Origin of the sequence: Paenibacillus aceti (assembly GCF_003614185.1) — a bacterium.
Classification (GTDB): domain Bacteria; phylum Bacillota; class Bacilli; order Paenibacillales; family Paenibacillaceae; genus Fontibacillus; species Fontibacillus aceti.
The window spans coordinates 4,120,549-4,140,555 of record NZ_KZ987724.1; the positions used below are offsets into that span (position 1 = coordinate 4,120,549).

Annotated in this window: 13 protein-coding genes; 3 read left to right on the forward strand and 10 right to left on the reverse strand. The window is 47.1% G+C overall.

What is annotated here, in order from left to right; genetic code table 11:
- Positions 1 to 21: 21 nt before the first annotated feature.
- Positions 22 to 585 carry a helix-turn-helix domain-containing protein gene (locus BFJ94_RS18450; protein ID WP_120463974.1) on the forward strand — a complete coding sequence of 188 codons (564 nt, stop codon included), beginning with the start codon at positions 22 to 24 and terminating at the stop codon, positions 583 to 585.
- Positions 586 to 923: 338 nt separating this feature from the next.
- Here BFJ94_RS18450 and BFJ94_RS18455 read toward each other — a convergent pair whose 3' ends face one another.
- From BFJ94_RS18455 to BFJ94_RS18475, 5 genes are read right to left on the reverse strand one after another with little or no spacing between them, the layout of a single operon-like run.
- Entirely contained in the window at positions 924 to 4,784 is a 3,861-nt protein-coding gene (locus BFJ94_RS18455) for a discoidin domain-containing protein (RefSeq protein ID WP_162944334.1), read from the reverse strand.
- Between the two features lie 15 nt (positions 4,785 to 4,799).
- A complete protein-coding gene (locus BFJ94_RS18460) occupies positions 4,800 to 6,755 on the reverse strand; it encodes a heparinase II/III family protein (protein ID WP_120463976.1) in 1,956 nt (651 codons plus the stop codon).
- Positions 6,756 to 6,814: 59 nt separating this feature from the next.
- Positions 6,815 to 8,419, reverse strand: a complete 1,605-nt coding sequence (locus tag BFJ94_RS18465; protein WP_120463977.1) for an extracellular solute-binding protein — start codon at positions 8,417 to 8,419, stop codon at positions 6,815 to 6,817.
- 29 nt (positions 8,420 to 8,448) lie between these two features.
- Positions 8,449 to 9,321 carry a carbohydrate ABC transporter permease gene (locus tag BFJ94_RS18470; RefSeq protein ID WP_120463978.1) on the reverse strand — a complete coding sequence of 291 codons (873 nt, stop codon included), beginning with the start codon at positions 9,319 to 9,321 and terminating at the stop codon, positions 8,449 to 8,451.
- A gap of 9 nt (positions 9,322 to 9,330) precedes the next feature.
- On the reverse strand, positions 9,331 to 10,317 hold the full coding sequence (locus tag BFJ94_RS18475; RefSeq protein WP_229717092.1) for an ABC transporter permease: 987 nt from the start codon (positions 10,315 to 10,317) through the stop codon (positions 9,331 to 9,333).
- A 317-nt stretch (positions 10,318 to 10,634) separates the two neighbouring features.
- Here BFJ94_RS18475 and BFJ94_RS18480 point away from each other — a divergent pair, with 317 nt between their 5' ends.
- Positions 10,635 to 12,896, forward strand: a complete 2,262-nt coding sequence (locus BFJ94_RS18480) for a helix-turn-helix transcriptional regulator (RefSeq protein ID WP_120463979.1) — start codon at positions 10,635 to 10,637, stop codon at positions 12,894 to 12,896.
- 156 nt (positions 12,897 to 13,052) lie between these two features.
- Entirely contained in the window at positions 13,053 to 14,174 is a 1,122-nt protein-coding gene (locus tag BFJ94_RS18485) for a glycoside hydrolase family 88 protein (RefSeq protein ID WP_120463980.1), read from the forward strand.
- Between the two features lie 35 nt (positions 14,175 to 14,209).
- Here BFJ94_RS18485 and BFJ94_RS18490 read toward each other — a convergent pair whose 3' ends face one another.
- The 5 genes from BFJ94_RS18490 to hprK form a co-directional block, all read right to left on the reverse strand.
- The gene (locus tag BFJ94_RS18490) at positions 14,210 to 14,983 is read right to left on the reverse strand and encodes an SMI1/KNR4 family protein (protein WP_120463981.1); all 774 of its coding nucleotides are present in this window, start codon (positions 14,981 to 14,983) and stop codon (positions 14,210 to 14,212) included.
- A 149-nt stretch (positions 14,984 to 15,132) separates the two neighbouring features.
- Positions 15,133 to 16,632: a malate:quinone oxidoreductase gene (locus BFJ94_RS18495; protein ID WP_120463982.1), complete on the reverse strand. Its 1,500-nt coding sequence runs from the start codon at positions 16,630 to 16,632 to the stop codon at positions 15,133 to 15,135.
- Positions 16,633 to 16,938: 306 nt separating this feature from the next.
- Positions 16,939 to 18,102, reverse strand: coding sequence for a tryptophan synthase subunit beta (gene trpB, locus BFJ94_RS18500; protein ID WP_120463983.1), 1,164 nt, complete (start codon positions 18,100 to 18,102; stop codon positions 16,939 to 16,941).
- A gap of 91 nt (positions 18,103 to 18,193) precedes the next feature.
- Positions 18,194 to 18,889 (reverse strand): DNA/RNA nuclease SfsA, encoded by a 696-nt coding sequence (gene sfsA, locus BFJ94_RS18505; RefSeq protein WP_120463984.1) that lies wholly within the window; start codon positions 18,887 to 18,889, stop codon positions 18,194 to 18,196.
- Positions 18,886 to 19,806, reverse strand: coding sequence for an HPr(Ser) kinase/phosphatase (hprK, locus tag BFJ94_RS18510; RefSeq protein ID WP_120463985.1), 921 nt, complete (start codon positions 19,804 to 19,806; stop codon positions 18,886 to 18,888). Before hprK ends, sfsA begins: the two co-directional genes overlap by 4 nt.
- Between the last annotated feature and the right edge of the window lie 201 nt (positions 19,807 to 20,007).

The window sequence follows — 20,007 nt, forward strand, 5'->3', positions numbered from 1 at the left end:
AAAAGAGAGGTTAGAAATGCCATGGAAGCTGATGATCCGAAGCAAGTGGTGTTACAGGTTGGAGCCGTCTTAAAGAAACTTCGCAAAGAGCGGAATATGAGCCTTAGTGATCTAGCGGAGCTGTCAGATGTTAGCAAGCTTACGCTTGGGAATATTGAACGGGGAGAGACAAATCCGACGCTAGGCATGCTATGGAAAATTTCAAAGAGCCTGTCTATTCCCCTCATGGCGTTATTCTCAAGCGGAGGCAGCGTGAGCTTGTCACGAGCTGGGGAAGGATTAAGAATCGCCGGGGATGATAAAACTTGGATTGTTGAACCGATATTCCAAAATGCAAGCGATGAGATTGAAATGTGCCGGGCTTATTTGCAGCCTAACAGCTCCTACTATCCAGAACAGCATCATTTTAATACTACCGAAATTGTCACTGTGATGTCAGGAGAAATTACAATCACGGTGAATGATGAGCCATATCAATTGAATCAATATGACTCCATAAGTTTTCGTGCCGACAAAACACATTCCTATACCAATCATTCCGATGATGTAGTGGTTCTCCATATCATTCTTAAATACGGAGTCTGAATTTTATCCACTAGTCTAGTGTCATGGATTAATTCGATTTGGGTATCATCCATAATCCGCGGTAGCGCAGAATTTTAAGTGCAACTAATACACTTATTTTGAGGGATGGGTGGGGCAACGTTCTTTTAATTGTATTTAGTACATTTAAAGTCCCCCCTCTTTTACCAAATCAATGAAATCGTGATTTCAAGTGTACTTTTTACAATTAAAATACAACTAGAGTCGATTTGTGTGAAGTTAGTTGTACTTTCTGCAATTAGCAGAGCCACTCACTCCAGAATATTAAAAAAGGAACAGCACAAGGCTGCTCCTTTTCACGAATGATATGACTTCCCTTGTTAGTTCTGTTCTTGAGACTCTTGAGACTGAAGCTGATAGACACGAATCTCCGCATAAGAGTTCCATTGATTCACACTGTTTCCATGCCCGGTGATACGGATGTACTGAGCTTCATGCTGCCTCACATACGTCTTCTCGATATCCAGGCTCTCCCCGCTGCTCTGGCCGGAATAGGCCTTATACCAGATCTGTCCGTCCACCGAGGTTTCGATATCATATTTGAAGCTGCGCTCATTCCCGCGGATAAACGCTATGCCAACACTATTGACCGTCTTCACTTCACCCAGATCCAGCCTGATCCACTGGTCGCCTTCTGCCCCCCAATAAGTATTCAGATCACCGTCAATTGCTTTATCTTCAGTATTCCCTTGTTCAGCCTGCGAGGCGCTTGCGGAGATAGCTACCACAGGGAGCTCGCTTAACCGCTCCTCTTCTCCGTTGAGAGGCACTAACTTGTAATTGAAGAAATAAATGCTCTTGATTTCCGGGTTTTGCAATGAAGATACAATTAACTTCGTTATACCCGGAACCTCATCCGCAGGGATGACCTGTACATCATTCAGCGTCTGATCATACGTGAATTCCAGCACAGGTACATCTGCACGGTCAAGCGGCAGCTGTATATCATAACTGAATTTCTGCGCATTGAACTCAGCTAACGGTACCCCGTCTACGCTGGCGCTTTGAATAACTGGAATGATGAGTTCACCGTCCGTAATGCTCCAGTTATCAAGCGGTACACTGTTAACGGTCAGATTCGTATCCTCCATCGAACCAACGATGGGGACCATCGTGACTGTCAATCTCATTTCCTTGACTTGATCCAGCTTCATAAACAGTTTGCGAATCCCGATATTCTGATTCTGCTTAGAAGGGTTAGGAGATTGTGGCAGCGGCTTTGCATCCATCACATCAAGCCACACATCGATCGGCTGGCCCGCCCCGTCACGCGCATCACTATCCAGTCCAATCCAGAGCTTCTCGCCGCCCTTGCTTAAGATCGCCGACTTGCCATCAGCACTAACTTGAATGTCAGCCTCTGTATGCATGAACCAATAGGCTGTTGAAGGATTCAAGAAGGATACTTCATCCTGAATCATGGCTCTCGTCCGGTTCGCGGCCAGCATCACGCCCCGCTTCGCTTGAGCGACATGCCTGTTATAAGCCTCTGTTAGATTAGCAATCGCAAATCCGCCAGACGGTTTGCTCTCCACCTTCTCGATCTTGGAGAAGGCCTTAATGTTCTGCTGTGCGCCCCCCTCAGGGTTGATCACCAATGTGTTATGCCCCTCTGGATTCAAACGGTAGTAAGTTAAGCGTTCCTTGTCATAATTCGAATATCCCGGCAGATTATAATCATCCTTGCCCAGATCAATCGCCCACTGCTGTCCCAAGGACTCGAACACGAAGCTACCCAGATCATAGTGACCGTGACTGACTACGTTATTACCTGCTTTGAAGCCTAAGAAGCTTGAATTGGGGTCTTCCCATTTGCTTCTGAATGTTGCTACCTCTGTTCCGCTAAAATATTGATCCAAATCAAGCGCTTGCTCCGGAATATAAAGAGCCGGCTCATACCACAGCATCTCAAACTCGGAGCCGGCATTCCTGAATTTGATTTTATTATCCAGATGAACAGAAGCTAATAATCGGTCCCCATATTTCTGCGCGATCCACAGCTCCTCAGCAGACATGACCTTGTTGCTCGACGCATCCCCATAGTTCAGTGAGCCTACCGCACCGCTTAAATACGTTGGAAAATAAGCGGTCTTATTCAGCCCTGGGGTCTGGTCATAACCATAGCTAGTCCCTAACGCAGTCTCCAAAGAAGACATGAACCGAACAATATACTCTAAAGTATATTTCCAATAGCTTGGCCCCTCCGCCCATGCTCCGTCAGGAGTAAATTCTAATAGAATATAGTCTTCCAGCGCGTTGAAGGCCGTGTCCAGTATCTTGCTGCCAAATTGCTGCATTGTTACTTTCTCTTTGGACGGCAGAAGGATCTCCTTATCCAGGTCGCCGATGGCCATCAGAGTGAGAATCGAAGCTCCATTACATACCGCATTCCAGTTATTCGTTCTTGGATACGTATGAATCCACCATATATTTTTGTTATAAGCCTCCAATGTTTTAACGAGACCCTTCTGAATCATCGCATCCTCAAGAATCTGTCTCTGCTCTGGAGTCCATGCGTCATACAGCCAGTCATAGGCAATAGCCAACCCTTCCATGAATTCTGCCGTATTCAGAAATTCATTCTCTTCATTCCAGTTCGGGAACTGAGACACCGTATAGACTTCGTCCCAGATCCGCTGCTTATATTGCTCCTTCTTCACCGCATCATCGCTAAGATGATAGAGCATCCCCAAATTAATCACGAGCGGCCCTACTTGCCTGGAGCCGATCATTCGACGGCCATCCGGAAGATCATCCGTAGGCAAGGCCATATTCACATGCTTCTCGCCCTGCTTCTGAATATCCTGATACCATTTGCTAATCGTAGTCTCTCCTGACAGAACCATCGACTTCACCCGGGCGAAGTCAGATGAAGTAGCCAGGACTCTTGGATGAGCCGCATTATGGCTTAACAGCTGAGCGATGGCTTCGTCTCCGGTGGGTCTATCGTAAACGATCTCTTTGATAGCTTCCTCAATGAAGAACTTCTCATTATTCTGGGGCTTGATGCCCTCATCCACCTTATCCAGCGCATCGTCAAACGGTTTAGCCTGATCGCCGATGACGATAAGCCCTCTGCCTTTATAATCCGTATACACTTGTTTATGAAGGAGAATGCCTGCCAGATCTAAGGGAACCAGCACATCGTCAGAAGTATACTGTATATGCGGATGGGAATTGGCTATTTCCTCACTGATCTCCACATCTACACCAAAAAATTGACCTACAAAACGAAGCGGCACAAGGACTTCTCCCTCCACTTTTCGCGGTACATTCTCCTCACTGATCGCATTAACGTCCCTCACATTATCCTTCAGCACATTGGGGCTGTTTACGACCATAGCCAGAGCCCCCACCAGACGATCTGTAACGGAAATGCCGAGGTCATTGTCAAAATCCATTAACGAGTCCGGTGCATTCAGTTCCTGTAGCTCTTCCATCGTCTTCAGCTCAGTACCGCTATATACCCTCATATTATCCAGCAAGGTTGTGAAGTTCTTATTCCCGCTGACATCGGTTGTCAGATCCGCTGGGAGGCTGCGCTTAGCCCGAATGCGGACGTAATTGATACCTGAGGCATTGCTGGTATTTTTCAGGGTGATCGAATCTATCTTTTTGATTCCGTCTACATAGACAGAAGCGGTCTGCACCGCAGATTGATAGTTGATCACAAAGGAAAGCCGGTGCCACTGGTCCGTATTCAACGGTATTTTATCGCCTTCCACTTTTAAGATACCATCAGGCCCTATGCTTCCGAGTGTAATGCCTTTATTACCGCTGTCTTTAATTTCGAAAAATCGGCTTCCATTGGAATCTAGCAGCTTAATATCAAAATCAAGGATGAGTTCACCCGTTAAGTCTTCCGTTACAAAACGCTTGGCGAGGCCCACATCAGGTTGATTCGCTACAGATTCGTCAATCCGCAGCGATACGCTGGTTCCATGAGGGGCCGTGTATTCGTTATTTAACGCACCGCTTGATTTCTTTACGTCCGTGATGCCTGTCATCTCGAACCCGCTCGGCGGAGCACCTGTCTGGGTGTAATCCTCAAAATCCTGACATAAGTACACCTGGATCGCTGAGGCTGCCTGGGCTGGGAATACACCCAAAATTCCACTCATCCCTAAGACAATACTTAACAAAAGACTAGTACATCGGAACAACTTTTTTTGCGAACTCATCCTCATTTACCCTCCCTATACTGGTTTACTAATGGTCATATCTTTGTCCATGATCTCAATATGATAACGTCTGCCATAGTTGAGCGTATAGCAGCCATCTCCCTCAGGCTCAATATTTACAGCGGGCGCATGATCGCCCTGGTAAGGCACTAATACAGTCAATAAGGTAACTACGCCGCTGTATGTCCCTTGAAACCGGACTCTTGTAGCTTCTCTGGCAATATCATTCACATCGGACAGCCTGCCCGGCAGAAGCTCTACTTGCTCCTGAGGATAGGTGTATATAGCAAGATTCGCAATCTCACTCGTAGCGATGACGCGCTCCGGTGCTGCCTCTACTTCGGTATAGTCCAGGTGGAAGTAGCGTTCAACCCTATTCTGCTCTAACCCTGTCACCCGATCTGCAATCACAAGGAGTTGATGATCCACCAAGGCGATATGGCGATGAGGCACTACAGGCTCATAATTCAGATGGTAAGCGCTTGCGATTTGATAGAAGCCCCGGTCCTCCACGTTGTAAATCTCCCCAGCCTTCTGGGGACCAAATTGAAATGAACTTATATATTCAAAATGATCTCTCCCATCGATCAGCAGAGTAGAGTGATAATTGGCACTTTTGAACTGCTTACGATCCTCATCCTCTCGATAACAGAAAATGCCCGGATCGCAGATCATGTCTTTCCCCAGGGCGGTGAAATCAAAGCTCATAAGATCGATATGAGCATGGGCGTTCTGGATCGGACTTCTGCATGTAAACAGGAAGCTCAGCGCTTTGGAATCCCACCCGCTGCGAATAATCGCCTGATGAAGCGTTCGATTCCAGAAGGTCGTCGATTTATTACACTCATAATGCTGGCCTTGAAGGGACTGCAAATCCTCATAGAACTGCTGTACGTCTAAGGCGCGCCAAGCGTGTTTGCCAGCCTCGTGCAGAACCTCCCTAGTGTCGATCAGATTGGTTGCGAGCCCCAGCCAGGTTAAATCATCCAAAGCCATGTAGCCATATACTGCCCCCATCACCGCCAAATTGTTGGCATGCGAATCTCCTACGGGCACAGATTTTCCCGTCGGTCGCAAGGAATAAATAGAGTAGTCGAGGTTCTTGCGGAACAGTCTCATATACTGCTCTGAGAACTGAAAGTGGAATCGCTTGGCCAGTACGACAGCAAGCCCAAACCAGAACATACAGCCGTTATGGTAAGACGGACAGCCTTCAATCTGCCCCCCGTCCTCTGTCAATTGGGCAAGGCCGCAGCGCTCGATCCCCTCAATGGCAAATGTCCTCCACTCTTCAGCTTCGCGCAGCTCCGGGAAATAGAGCGCAGTGGTCAATATACCAAGGCATTCCATCAGAAAATGGTTATGATCTGCCTTCGGCCAGAGCAGTGGCGATACCTTGCGCAGGATCTTAGTTTGCTTGTAGACAGCCTCTAAATACTGTTCCAATATCGCCTCTGTAAACAAATCTGTATGTCCCAAATGCTCCAATATTAGCGGCCAAGTCTTATAATTTCGAATGCCCAGCTCTAATGCCCGTAAGGGATGACATCCCTCAAAATAGCTCAGCGGATAATCTATCATGTCCTCACGAATCTCGACCACCTTGATCCAATCCAGCATCTCTTCGATGACCTTGCGTCCGTATTTCTCATCCTTCGTTAAGGAATAAGCTTCTAATAGAGCCTGCCAATGAGTCATGCGATTCAGCTGCCAGAGAAATTCATTATCATCATGTCTACGCTCCAGCCAACAAGGAGGGTTCCCTATGAATTCACGTTCTCCCCCCGTACCCGGTAGCTTCAGATATCCCCGATAAGCCTCCTCGGCCTGGATGATCGTCTCCTGCACAAGCTCTGACATATGATCCGAAATATACGCACTCTTGACGGCCATCGGCTCTAATCGGGAGCGCAGATTATTTAACAGCTGTCCGGTAGATATCGGTTCTTCCAATAACTCTTGTATTCTCATCTTTAATTCTCCTTGAAAATAAGGCTGTAGAATCTCATCTACAGCCTATCTGCGCTCGTCTATTTTTCTTTCATTTCTTCCACATACCGATCATATGCAGCTTGGTTGATTTCTACCATACGACGTGCGTCCAGCTTCTCAAGCTCTTTGACGAAGGCCGCGTGATCCACCGGCTTCGCGCCAAGAATCCATTGCTGGGTTGTCTCCGCAATATAGGTATCGATCTTAGGAGAAATCTTCTGAATTTCTCTCTGTTCCTCCGTTGTAAATTTCAGAACAGGGAATTTATCCATGAATACTTGCTTCTCTTTATATGCATCGATACCTTCCTTGGCCAGAGGCAATGTCCACTGTTCTTCATAGAAGTAATCCTGCTGGAAGCCGAAGCTCGATTGAGCTCCTGTCTCACGAATCACATCGACTGGCGCTTTATCGGACTTCATTACTTTATCGGTAAAGATCGGCTTTCCGTCCACCATGGTATACGTATCGCCTTCAATACCGAAGTTGGCCATCCGTCTGCCTTCCTCAGTGAACCAGAAGTCGAAGTATTTAATCGTCGCTATCGGATCAGAGTTGCTGTGCGAAATTCCCCAGCCGAAGTTTCTAGCACGATCCCGCTTGGAGGGCTCCTTCACCTTGCCGTTCACGTCCGCTGGCGGAAGCATCGGGTTAAATTGGAACCCTTCTATTTTCCCTTCCAACTGCTCATTGTAATTCCCTGTTGAAGCGAAGAAGTCATGGGTCAAGCCGCCGACATTGTCAGCAAGCAGAATATCTCTCGCCTTGCCTCCGCGGGTGAAGATCTCTTTATCGATCAGCCCTTCCTTATACCATTGTGCCAGGTTCTCCATAGCTACGCCATATTCATTCTCCAACGGCCCGTAGATCACTTTGCCGTCGAATGCCCGATAACCAGGATAAGCGTTCCAAAGCGCCATAAGCCCTTCAATACCTAGTGAAGTATTTCTGTGGAAGAACCCGATCTCATCCTTCTTGTTGTTGCCATTCGGGTCATCATTCACAAATGCGGTCAGCACACTATGCAATTCGTCCACACTCTTCGGCTCTTCCAAGCCTAACTTCTCTAACCAATCCTTACGGATGAACCAGCCCTTCTCTGCTTCTCCATCCTGGATAAATGGAATAAACCAGATCTTGCCGTCTATATCCGAAGCTGCGCTACGTACATCTGGATTGTCTTCGAAGAACTTCTTCAGATTCGGGGCATGCCCGTCAATCAAGTCATTCAGCGGAAGGAAGGCCCCTTCAGGACCATACTTCAAAAAGTCGCTAGATAGCGCTTGCATAATGTCTGGAAGTTGACCCGATGCCATAACCACACTGAACGTCTCTGTGAAATCGGATACCGTATTCGGCAATGTACCTTCCAGCGTTACATTCGTCAGCTCTGCCGCCTTCACGAAGATCGGCCAATCATTGTTAAATACACCAGATTCCTTCGTTCCCAGATGGACCTTTAATTTCAACGGATTCTCCGAAGCCAGGTATGGATTCTGATTACTTTCCTGTGCCGTCTCGGCGGGTGCTGGTGCATTTTCTGCTGGTTCTTTAGAGGATGAGGACGAGGATGAGCATCCCGCCAGAGCCCCTGCCAATAAAGTCGTTGCTGCTAAAACACATAACATCTTCTTCAATTTCATGATAGTCACCCCGATTTAGAATATATGATTTATCCTTTTACTGCGCCTACCAACATACCTTTTATGAAGAACTTCTGGATATATGGATACACAAGAACGATCGGTATAACTGAAACGATAATCGTAGCGAAAGTCACCGTCTCCGCCGAGATCGTCGAAGTAAAATCCAATGCCGCCGTAAATTCCGATTGCAGATCATTTTCTACGATCATCTTCTTCAGTAACACCTGAAGCGGAATCTTATCTGTATCCGTCAGCAGGATCATCGACCAGAAATATCCGTTCCATCTCTCAATCGCGTAGAATAAGCCAACGGTGGCAAGTCCAGGCTTGATTAGCGGCAAGTAAACTCTGAGCAGCACATGCAGATCATTACCGCCATCTACCTTCACCGATTCCTCCAGCTCGTCCGGCAATCCTTCAAAGCTCGTACGAAGCAGAATCACCTTAAAGGCGTTACAAGCAAAAGCAATAACAATCCCTGTCCGCGTATTAATGAGACCCAAATCCCTTAAAGTCAGATAGAAAGGAATCATTCCCGCATCGAACCAAAGGGTTAACGTGACTAATATCGTAAAAAACTTTCTTCCTCTCAAGCGTTTCTTGGACAAGGCATAGGCACCACAGATCGTAAAGAGCATCGATACCGCCGTTCCTACCACCGTGTAGAATATCGTGTTGCCATAAGCTATCCAGATGTCTGGATTGCCCAAAACCTCTCTGTACGCATCGAAGGTAAAGCCCTTAGGGAATAGAAGCACCTTACCGGTAATTACGTTATAAGGCTTACTGACAGATGCGGATAATACATACAAAAAAGGATACAGCGCCGCTGCGGCTATCAGGGCCAGCAGGAAGTTATTGATAATCTTGAATATCTTCTCTCCTCTGGACTCAATCATCCATATCACCTACCATAAACCTGCGTCAGTTACTTTTTTACTAAGCTTATTCGCGGAAACGACCAGAACTAGAGCTACGATGGAGTTGAACAATCCTACAGCTGTCGCGAAGTCATATCTACCATCGATGAGCCCGGAACGATAGACATAGGTGCTAATGACATCCGCTGTCTCATAGGTTGCCGGCTGATAGAGGAGAATGATCGTCTCATATCCGACGCTCAGCAGGCTGCCGATCTTCATAATGAACATCACTACAATTGTGGGCAGAATCCCCGGCAGTGTAACATGCATAATCTGTTTGAATTTGTTGGCTCCGTCCATCTTCGCCGCTTCATAGAGCTGTGTATCTATACCGGCGATGGCTGCGATAAAGATGATGGAAGCAAATCCTGTCTCCTTCCACAGATTCATCGTAGTATAGATGCCCCGGAAATAGCTCGGATCGGTCAAAAAGTAGATCTTCTCCATACCCAGCTTCTCTAAAATAAGGTTAATCAAACCGTTGTCTGGTGCGAGGAAGGTCGTTACGATCCCGGCGATGACCACTGCGGATATAAAATGCGGCAGATACGTAAGCGTCTGCACCACTTTTTTGAAACGTTCCCGCGTGACCTCACTGATCATAATTGCTAGAATAATCTGAGCTGGAAAGCAAATCAGAAGCCCATACAAGCTAATGATGACGGTATTCTTAAATACTCTTAGAAAATATTCGCTTCCAATAAATTCTCTAATATGCTCGGTTCCGACCCATTCACTGCCTCCTATTCCTCTAAATAAGCTGAAGTCCTTGAAAGCAATCTGGATGCCCCACATCGGAAGATACTTAAAGACTAGGAACCATATTAGAAATGGAATGATCAGATAGTACAGTATGCGGTCCCTGACGATATCTCTCTTGAGTTCCTGAAAGTACGCTCTCACATCTCCTTTGGGCCTCATTCTTTTATTCAATGGGGTTGATGATTTGAGCGGCGCAGCAGAATTTCTCATATTCAAGTCTCACCTCCTGTGATCGTGCTCTGCCATACCTGAATCCTATAAGAGATCAGGCGAGAGGTATATCTTGAATATTTGATATCATGTCCGTTTTATCGTCTCAGGACTAAAATTGGGGAATCCCGCCAAAATGGAGACTGAACAAAAAATGATTATGATCCGATATAAAACACAAATAAAGCGCTTTCTATATAGGGTTTGCGGCGAGTCAAGAAATGAATACAACTGCCATTTGTTAATTTTTTCATTAGGAATTTACATAGGGAATGAGATAGACTCGATTCATAAGGATGATTCGAAGAGGAGTTTGAATGATGGTCAAGAAGAGGTTTTTATATCAGATGCTAACCTTATTTATCGTAATTGTTCTGCTCTATTCATTAATTACTTCATCTATCATTTTCTATAAAAGCTACCAGATGACCGATGCCCAGAGTAATCATAGCAACAAGCTCTATATCGAGCAAAACAGCAATTATGCCGACTTCAAGCTGCGTACAGCGATGGAATTTGTGTACAAAATCTCTACGCTGCAGGGCTTGATTGATTATCGTTACAGCACAGATACGAATTATCAATATATTGCTACGCTCTACAATGAGCTGAACGAGCAAATGCGGGGATTCGGCCAGCTAGGCTTCACCTTTGGTATTACCAAACTCACCGATGACCTCGTGATCACGGCTGCAGGAACGTATAATATCAGAAATTATTTGAATGAGCTTGGCATCGATGCCGAAGCACTGGAGCGACTTCAGCAGATGGAAGGTCCCTTTCTTGCTTCGAATACCTATGTCGTTCCGGAATCCCTGTCCAGGAAATCTGGAAATATCGTGATGATTCATCAGATGGTGAACTTAGATTTGGAACCGCTTTATTTCTTTGTTGTGATCGATAGAGTCTCTCTCCTTCCCGGCATTGCCGATAATCCGAAGGGCAATTTCTATCTACATACGAATGAGACGATCAGTTCCTATATTCATGACAAGACGTTGGATACTGACATCTCGGCTCGGATCAATACCTTTTACAACCAGGAGAGTCCGGAAAATATGAATCACCGGAGAGTGGGATCGACGATCAATTACATCCATCCTTCCAAGGTGATCCCGAATCTCAATTATGTATACTCCAGTAAAGTGACTTCGTTTGGCACGATTTTTGCTCAAATATGGAAGGCCGCGCTATTTCCAAGTTTACTCTTACTACTGTTAGGGCTCGTACTCGCTTATATGGCTACGAGATCCAGCTATAAGCCGATTCGTCAGCTACTTCATTTTCTAGATGAGCATAAGGGAAATTCCGCGCCTCCCTCCAGGGAACAGGCCAAGCAAATTCACGAGCTTGATTATATTAAATCCAGCATTGAGCAGATGTACTCCATCAATCATGCCTTGCAGGATAAGCTGGATGATTCCATAGTGCATTTACGAGAGGATTTCTTCCGCAAGGTGATCTACGGGATTGCCAGTGACGAGTTTATTCAAGAGAATCTCGCTGTATTGCAATTGGAGAGGTTTGGAGAGGATTTGAATGTCATCCTGTTAGAATGCGAAGGGATTGGAGCGCTGGATCAGACGGTGTCTGCACCGAACTTAACTTTGATCTTCAATACACTGATCCGTAATATGCAGGGCGAATCTGGGGATTTCTTCACTTTGCCATTAGACAAGACGAAATACTGCATTATATTCACTCACGTATCCCAAGAGTGCTTGAAGTCAATTGCTGAAACGGTTGTACTTACGATAGAGGATGAATTATCCCTTGATATTACAGCATGCATATCCAGTACATATCCGCTGGGCGAATTAACCTCTGCCTTGCAGGAACTTCTGCGGATGAGCAATTATCAATATGCGACACACAAGGTATTAACACCGCAGTACGTTCAGGATCTTGAAGAAGTCGTTTGTTACTATCCGATTGAGACCGAGGCCTGTCTGATTAATTATGTCAATTCCAATGAATTGGGCAAAGCATATGATCTGCTCAAAAATCTGCTAGATCAGAATTTGAACCAGCCCACACTAAGTTCGGTGACTCTGTCGAATCTGAAGCATTCCTTCTTGACTACCTTCAAGCGGTGCTTGAATACTAGCGGGACGACGCTGAACCAATTTGTTAAGGAATACCCGGACATATTGAATGAATTTATGGAGGCGTCTGTCTCCCAATTTACGGAGAGAACATTCACACTGTTTGAGTTAGTCTTCAATTATTGCAACAAGGATAAGTTCTGCTTGGAGAGTTCTACCGCTTCGCAAATCTTCATTTATATCCATAAGAACTTTGATAAGGATTTATCTCTCACCGATATTGCCACTGAGTTCAACCTGTCGGAGAGCTATGTGAGCAAGCTATTAAAAAATTCGCTGGACATTAATTTCAAGCAATATGTGAATACATTGAAGGTGAAGAGAGCGAAGGAGCTTCTGAATCAAGGGAAATATAAAGTGCATGAGGTGGCAACCATTGTCGGTTGCAATAATACCAATACGTTCATACGAATCTTCAAACAGTATATCGGCGTATCCCCGGGGGAATATGTCAAGAATCTGAACCATCTCTAAATGGACTGCTGAGCGGACTTAAGATCACGATTTCTTGATGTCATGTTGAAATTCGCAACAACCACAAATAGTAAGGATATCACTCTCAGACTGCGGGCCAGTACAATACAAGTATCGTTAGACCTTACAACCATAGATTGAGAGGAGATACCTCATATGAACGTTCACCCGGATTGGTTAGATCATGCTTATCAGGCATCGTTGAAGAAGGTCATTACATTAAGCCATAAAATCGGTGTAAGCTTCCCCCATGTATGCCTGAATGGCAGCTACAACTGTGAAGACGTCTCCTTCTGGACCTCGGGGTTCTGGGGAGGCCTGCTGTGGCTAACCTATCGCGAGACCAAGGATGAGGCTTTGAAGAAATTGGCTATAAACATCGAGCAAGAGCTCAACGTTCCGTTGTTCGACTTCTACGATATTCATCATGATGTCGGATTTATGTACTTGCCGACGGCCGTTGTGAACTATCAGTGGACTGGAAATGAAGAATCCCGGCGAACTGGCCTGATTGCGGCCAGCCACTTGGCGGGCAGATTTAATCTGAAGGGACAATTCATCCGAGCCTGGACAGATCGCGTCGATCCGAATAGTACGGGCTGGGCGATTATCGATTGCCTCATGAACTTGCCATTGCTATTCTGGGCCTCGAAGGAGGAGCATGACCCTCGGTTCAGACATATCGCGGTGGCCCATGCAGACACGGTACTGAAGCATTTTGTACGGGATGACTGGACTGTTCCTCATATCGTAAGCTTCAATCCCGAGATAGGGGAGAAGATTGAGAACCTGGGCGGGCAGGGCCTCGGTCCGGATTCGGTGTGGTCAAGGGGACAGGCATGGGCCATCTATGGCTTTGCGATCGCAGCCCGTGAGACAGGTAAAGCCGAATATCTTACGGCTGCTAAGAATATCGCCAACTACTTCCTATCGCATCTGCCTGCAGACCGGGTTCCTTATTGGGATTTCAAAACGGCGGAGGCAGATAAGCATGTGCGTGACTCCTCAGCTGCCGCCTGCACAGCAAGTGGTCTGCTGGAGCTAAGTATGCTGCTCGAGGATCGGACAGAGAAGGCCTATTACTATGAGAGTGCGCTGGCAATACTCAAGGGTCTCTATGACAACTACGCCGATTTCAGTGACCAGCAGGATGCGATCCTTACCAAAGGAACTGTATCGTATCCGGTAAATAAACATGTGAATGTACCTATTATCTACGGGGATTACTATTTCGTAGAAGCGCTAGCCAAAGTGTATGGGCATCCCGGGCTGTTCTAATAGAGGTGATGAGTATAGGGCTCTGTTGGAGAGCTCTACCTTGAAGAAATAAACTCTCCAAAATCAATTTGACGCAGCTCATAATCCGCACCGATGCTTTTCAGATCCGCTTCTATTTTCATGGCGCGCGATTCAATTCCTTTAAAAACCTGTAAAGGCAAGGAACTCAAATAGACTTTCGCTTGTGAATAATCACAGGAGAAGGTCTTTTTAATGAATAACAGCGTCTTGATCTTATCGCTACCTTCGCCAGTAATAAATACTTTATAATAGTTGTACTCTTCCGTCTCGTCGGCCTCCCCATCCCCAGAGCCGCGCGGAAGCAAGACACTGTGAAGAAACTCCTCCAGGTTGTCATAGGCAATGTCAAAATCCCAAGAGCCTGTCCCGTGCTCGGCAGTATATATGGTGGTATCCCCTCTGGATAGATCAAGGCAGTAAGGGTCTCCTTCATCTGAAGCAATGACCAGATAGCTGTCCGGCCATTCCGAGATAACCTCATCCGTCACAGGATTATAGCTGTACCCCAATTGACCCTGCACGAGGTCTCTAGCACCGTAAATATCAAGATTAATATATTCATCCGTGCTCCACCCCAGCGATTCAGGGACATAGTGCTGCAAGAAATAGAGGTATTCATCTGGCAAGCGCCATTGCTCAGTCACAGTACGTACATCATGCTCTTCAGCTTCAGTGATCAGGTGCATTGGGTATTTAGCGTATAATTCCGGATTTTGTCCGCGTATCGCGTCCAGCACCTCTTGCATCTTCTCTATAATAGCGTCGATCTTCGGATGGTTATTCTCCAAAACGTTTCACCTCTCTGGATCCACAGATTCATTGGCATTTTCTCGTAGATATCATAACATGGTTCAAGGTCATTGCTAACAAAAAAACGGCCTTCATCCCTAGAATTCGGGAAAAAGGCCGCCTACGCTTCACTATATTATCTCATTGTCTATTGAACAGCTTGCGGTTCACCATTCAAACCCAGCGCCCGCGAGGTTGAAGTATGAATCTGCTGAATCAGCTCCGGCTGGCTTAAGAGACGTATGCCATAGGAAGGGATCATCTCCTTGATCTTCGGCTCCCACGCCTTGATATGCTGCGGGAAGCATCTATTGATCACCTCGAGCATGACAGGAACCGCGGTGGAAGCGCCCGGTGAAGCGCCGAGCAAGGCCGCGATGGACCCATCGGCAGCGCTGATGACCTCCGTACCAAATTGCAACGTTCCTTTGCCAGAAGCCGTATCCTTAATAATCTGCACACGTTGGCCTGCCACGACCAGATCCCAGTCCTCACTCTTGGCGTTCGGCACAAACTCCCGCAGCGCCTCGATGCGCTTCTCCTTCGATAGCATCAGCTGCTTGATCAGATAGGTCGTCAATGAAGCGTTCTTCACGCCTGCCGCAAGCATTGTTACGAGGTTATGCGGTTTGACGGAAGTAATCAGATCGAACATGGAGCCGAATTTGAGGAATTTCGGTGTAAAACCGGCAAACGGGCCAAATAACAGCGATTCCTTGCCCTCGATTAATCTGGAATCCAGATGAGGAACTGACATCGGCGGAGCCCCCACTGGAGCCTGACCGTATACCTTGGCATAATGCTGCGCGACTACATCCGGATTCTTGCAGACCATGAACAATCCGCTTACCGGGAAGCCGCCGATCCCCTTGCCTTCGGGAATGCCCGACTTCTGTAGCAGGTGAAGGCTTCCGCCACCGCCGCCGATGAAGACAAATTTAGCCGTATGACGCGTAACAGCACCGCTCTCGGCATTACGAACTTTCAATTCCCATCTGCCATCACTCGTCCGCTTCACATCATCCACCTGGTGGTTGAAGTGCAGATCAACGCCTTTGCTCTGCAAATGCTTGAACAAAATGCGCGTTAAGGCTCCAAAGTTAACATCCGTTCCCGAGTTAATCCTCGTTGCGGCGATCGGCCCACTTACCGTCCGATCCTTCATCATCAGTGGAATCCATTCCTTCAGCTTCGCTGGATCATCGGAATACTCCATCCCTTGGAATAGCGGGTTGCTGGATAACGCTTCGAACCTCTTCTTCAAAAAGGTAACATCCTTGGCCCCTTGAACAAAGCTCATATGAGGCACCTGTACGATAAAATCCCGCGGATTACGAATCAGCTTACTGTCTACAAGATAAGTCCAGAATTGCTTGGAAACCTGATACTCTTCATTGACTTTAATCGCTTTGCTAATATCGATGGAGCCATCCGGTTTCTCGACGGTGTAGTTAAGCTCACATAATGAAGAATGCCCGGTTCCCGCATTATTCCACTCATTGGAGCTTTCCTCACCTGCGCTGCCGCGCCTTTCGAACACCGTCATCTCCCAGTCCGGTGCTAATTCCTTCAACAGTGCCCCTAGGGTTGCACTCATAATTCCGGCACCGATTAAGATAACGTCTGTTTCGGTTTGTCTGTTAGTCATTTTGCCGTCCGTCCTTACATTCTAATATTTGACGAAAAGATGTAAGCGCTCTTATGCAGACTTCCACAACATGCCGGGGTGAACTTGGCCGCACACCTCTTCTGGATACATAATGATTTAATTATAGGGATCCCTATAATTAAAATTAAAGATTTATTTTTATTATATGATATTTAATTTCCATTTAATAGACATGAAGCTACAAATTTAAATGATAGGCTGTATCAAAATATTCTTTCAGTATGCAAAAAATGACGGCGCAGGGGTTAAATCCTTACCGTCATCTTACTTTTTACACACTATTTATTACTTCTTAAGCATCTGGAAGACTTGTTCGACATCCTTATCGCCACGGCCAGACAGATTCACGATAAGAATCTGATCCTTGCGCATCGTAGGAGCAAGCTTCTTGGCGTAAGCCACCGCATGAGCACTCTCCAAGGCAGGGATAATCCCCTCCGTACGGGACAATTCCTGGAACGCTTCAAGCACTTCCTCATTGGTTATGGTCACATACTCAGCTCGGCCTGAGACTTTCAGGTGGCTATGCTCCGGTCCAATACCCGGATAGTCCAGCCCTGCCGCAATCGAATAGGTCTTCCGTGGCTCGCCCTGCTCATCGAGCAGCACCAGACACTTGAAGCCGTGAATGACGCTTGGCACACCTTGCGTTAGGGTCGGCGCTTGGTCAGGCTCGACGCCGATCAGGCGGACAGTAGGCTCATCAATATAATGTGCGAACGCGCCGATCGCATTGCTGCCGCCTCCAACGCAGGCTATCACCCCATCAGGCAGACGACCTTCCTTCTCCAGGATCTGGCGTCTCGATTCGTCGCTAATGATGGATTGGAAGTGCTTGACCATCGTTGGGAATGGATGAGGTCCTACAGCGGAGCCAAGCAGATAGAATGTGTTCTGATAGTTCTTCACCAGATCATTCAGCGCTTCATCGACCGCATCCTTCAAACGGCCCTGCCCCTTACTTACCGGAACGACGGTCGCTCCAAGCAGTTCCATCCGGAACACGTTCAGCGCCTGACGGCGGGTATCCTCGGCGCCCATATAGATGACACATTCCATATCGAACATCGCGCAGGCTGTCGCTGTCGCTACACCGTGCTGCCCTGCTCCGGTCTCGGCGATAATCCGTTTTGCGCCCATCCTTTTGGCTAACAGAATCTGACCGATCGCGTTGTTGATTTTATGCGCTCCTGTATGATTCAGATCCTCCCGCTTCAGATAAATCTTGGCGCCGCCCCAAATGTCGGATAATCGCTCCGCATACGTTAACGGACTCTCACGACCCACATACTCGCGGAGATAGTAACGCAATTCTTCATTGAACTCCGGATCGTCTTTGAATTTGTAGAACTGTTCACTTAAATAGTTCATGACCTCTTGCAGTTCCGGCGGTACGAAGCTGCCTCCGAACTCCCCGAAATACCCTTGTTGCTGCATCTGCTGGCTCATCATGTAACACCTCCATAATTGATACAATTGAAAATTTTTCTTACTATCGTACCATAATTTTCTGCTTATGAGAGGTTTATTTTCGCGAGCTCTATATACCTTCGATGTGAACTGGAAGCGGCGCATCAAGCAGGCAGGTCTCTTCTTCAACTACGGCGTCATAGGCGAGAATTTGTACACCCTGGAGCGACGCTTGCCGTAAGGCATCTGCAAAGGTGGGGTCCATCTCCCGATAAGGTGTAAAAGCGTGACAGCCTTTCATTTGCACGATAAACAATATTGCAGCCGTGTACCCTTCCTGGACGGCCTTGATAAGCTCCAGTACATGCTTAGACCCTCTGGAGGTTGGTGCATCAGGAAACATCGCTACCCCATCCTGCTCAAGGGTAACCCCTTTGACCTCAATAAATCCTTTTTCCTCCCCCTTCTCAAAATAGAGATCAAATCGCGAATCCCCATAGGTGACTTCCCTTTGTACATGGTTTACCACGCCAAACTCCGCCAACTTTCCTGCCTGAAGCGCCTCAAACGCCATCCTATTGGGAGCCTGGGAATCGATGTTGACCCAGCTTCCGTACTTATCTACGGCAATTAGTGAGAATCGGGTCTTCCGGCTAGGGTTATCACTGGACTCTAGAAGCACCTCGACGCCGGGTTGAAGCAATTCGGTCAAGCGTCCGGTATTTTTGATATGCACCTGTTCTTTGATATCCTGGATGAACACCTCGGCGATGAAGCGATTCACTTTCCGCTCAAACCGGCCATGTACTATATTCGTATACTTCATGACTCCTGCATCTCATCTTCGATCCGCTGCATGAACTCTTCTGCGGCGCTATAGCCAAGCTGCTTCAGGTACCAATTATTGGCCGCTGCCTCGATCAAACCAGCTACGTCGCGCCCGGGTTGAAGCTGAATCTCGATATGCGGGATTTTCACACCTAGATATTCCGTGAATTGCGGCTCGACCTCCAGCTCATTATTCAGGCAATCTCCTTGCCACGGGGATAGCTCGATATCGAGCACAATCCGCGTCTCATCCTGAAAGGCCCTGCGCCCATATTGGCGTACGACATTAATCAGGCCGACACTGCGCAGAGCGAGAAATTCGCGTGTCGTCTCATTATGAGTTCCAAGCAACGTTGACGGGCTTAGCTTCTTAAGCACAACGATATCATCGGCTACGAAACGATGTCCCCTTCGGATCAGCGTATGAGCCGTCTCGCTCTTGCCGATCCCGGATCTACCCCTGAGTAGGATGCCGATGCCGGAGACGTTCACACATACCCCATGGATGGATACCTCCGGCGCCATGGCCTTGACCAGATAGCTGTCCAGTCTGGCAATAAACTCCGGTGTCGTCTCTGGCGTCCGCAGCAGCGGAATGCCCTCCTGATCACAGAATAAGGTCAGAAAAGGGATCTCCTGCTGCCCGGATGTCACAATAAAGCATGGTGGATGATATTTAACGACATTCCCGATATGCAGCTTGCGCTCCTCAACCGTACGTGTCAGCAAATAGTTAATTTCCTTGCGGCCCAGTATTTGCACCCGCTTCATCGGAAAGAAATCAAAATACCCCACAAACTCCAGCCCCGGTCTATGCGTCCGCGGACGGGTAATCTCACGATCCATCCGGCTTGCTCCCGCAAGCACCTCTAATTTGAACACTTCCTTAAGGGTTTGAACAGTGATCGTCTTCATGCGTCTCTCCTCCTGCAACAGGCGCACCCCAAATACGCCCGAAATTCAATACTGCGGTTCCAGATATATTCAATAGTCAGTAGGCTTGTTCCTTTAAACTAGTTGAGTTGATTTTAACAGAAATCCGGCCTTAGTTCCCTTTCGTGTTCCAACAGTTATGAGACAGTTCGCTTTTTTGTGGGCAAAGCCACGATCTCAAAC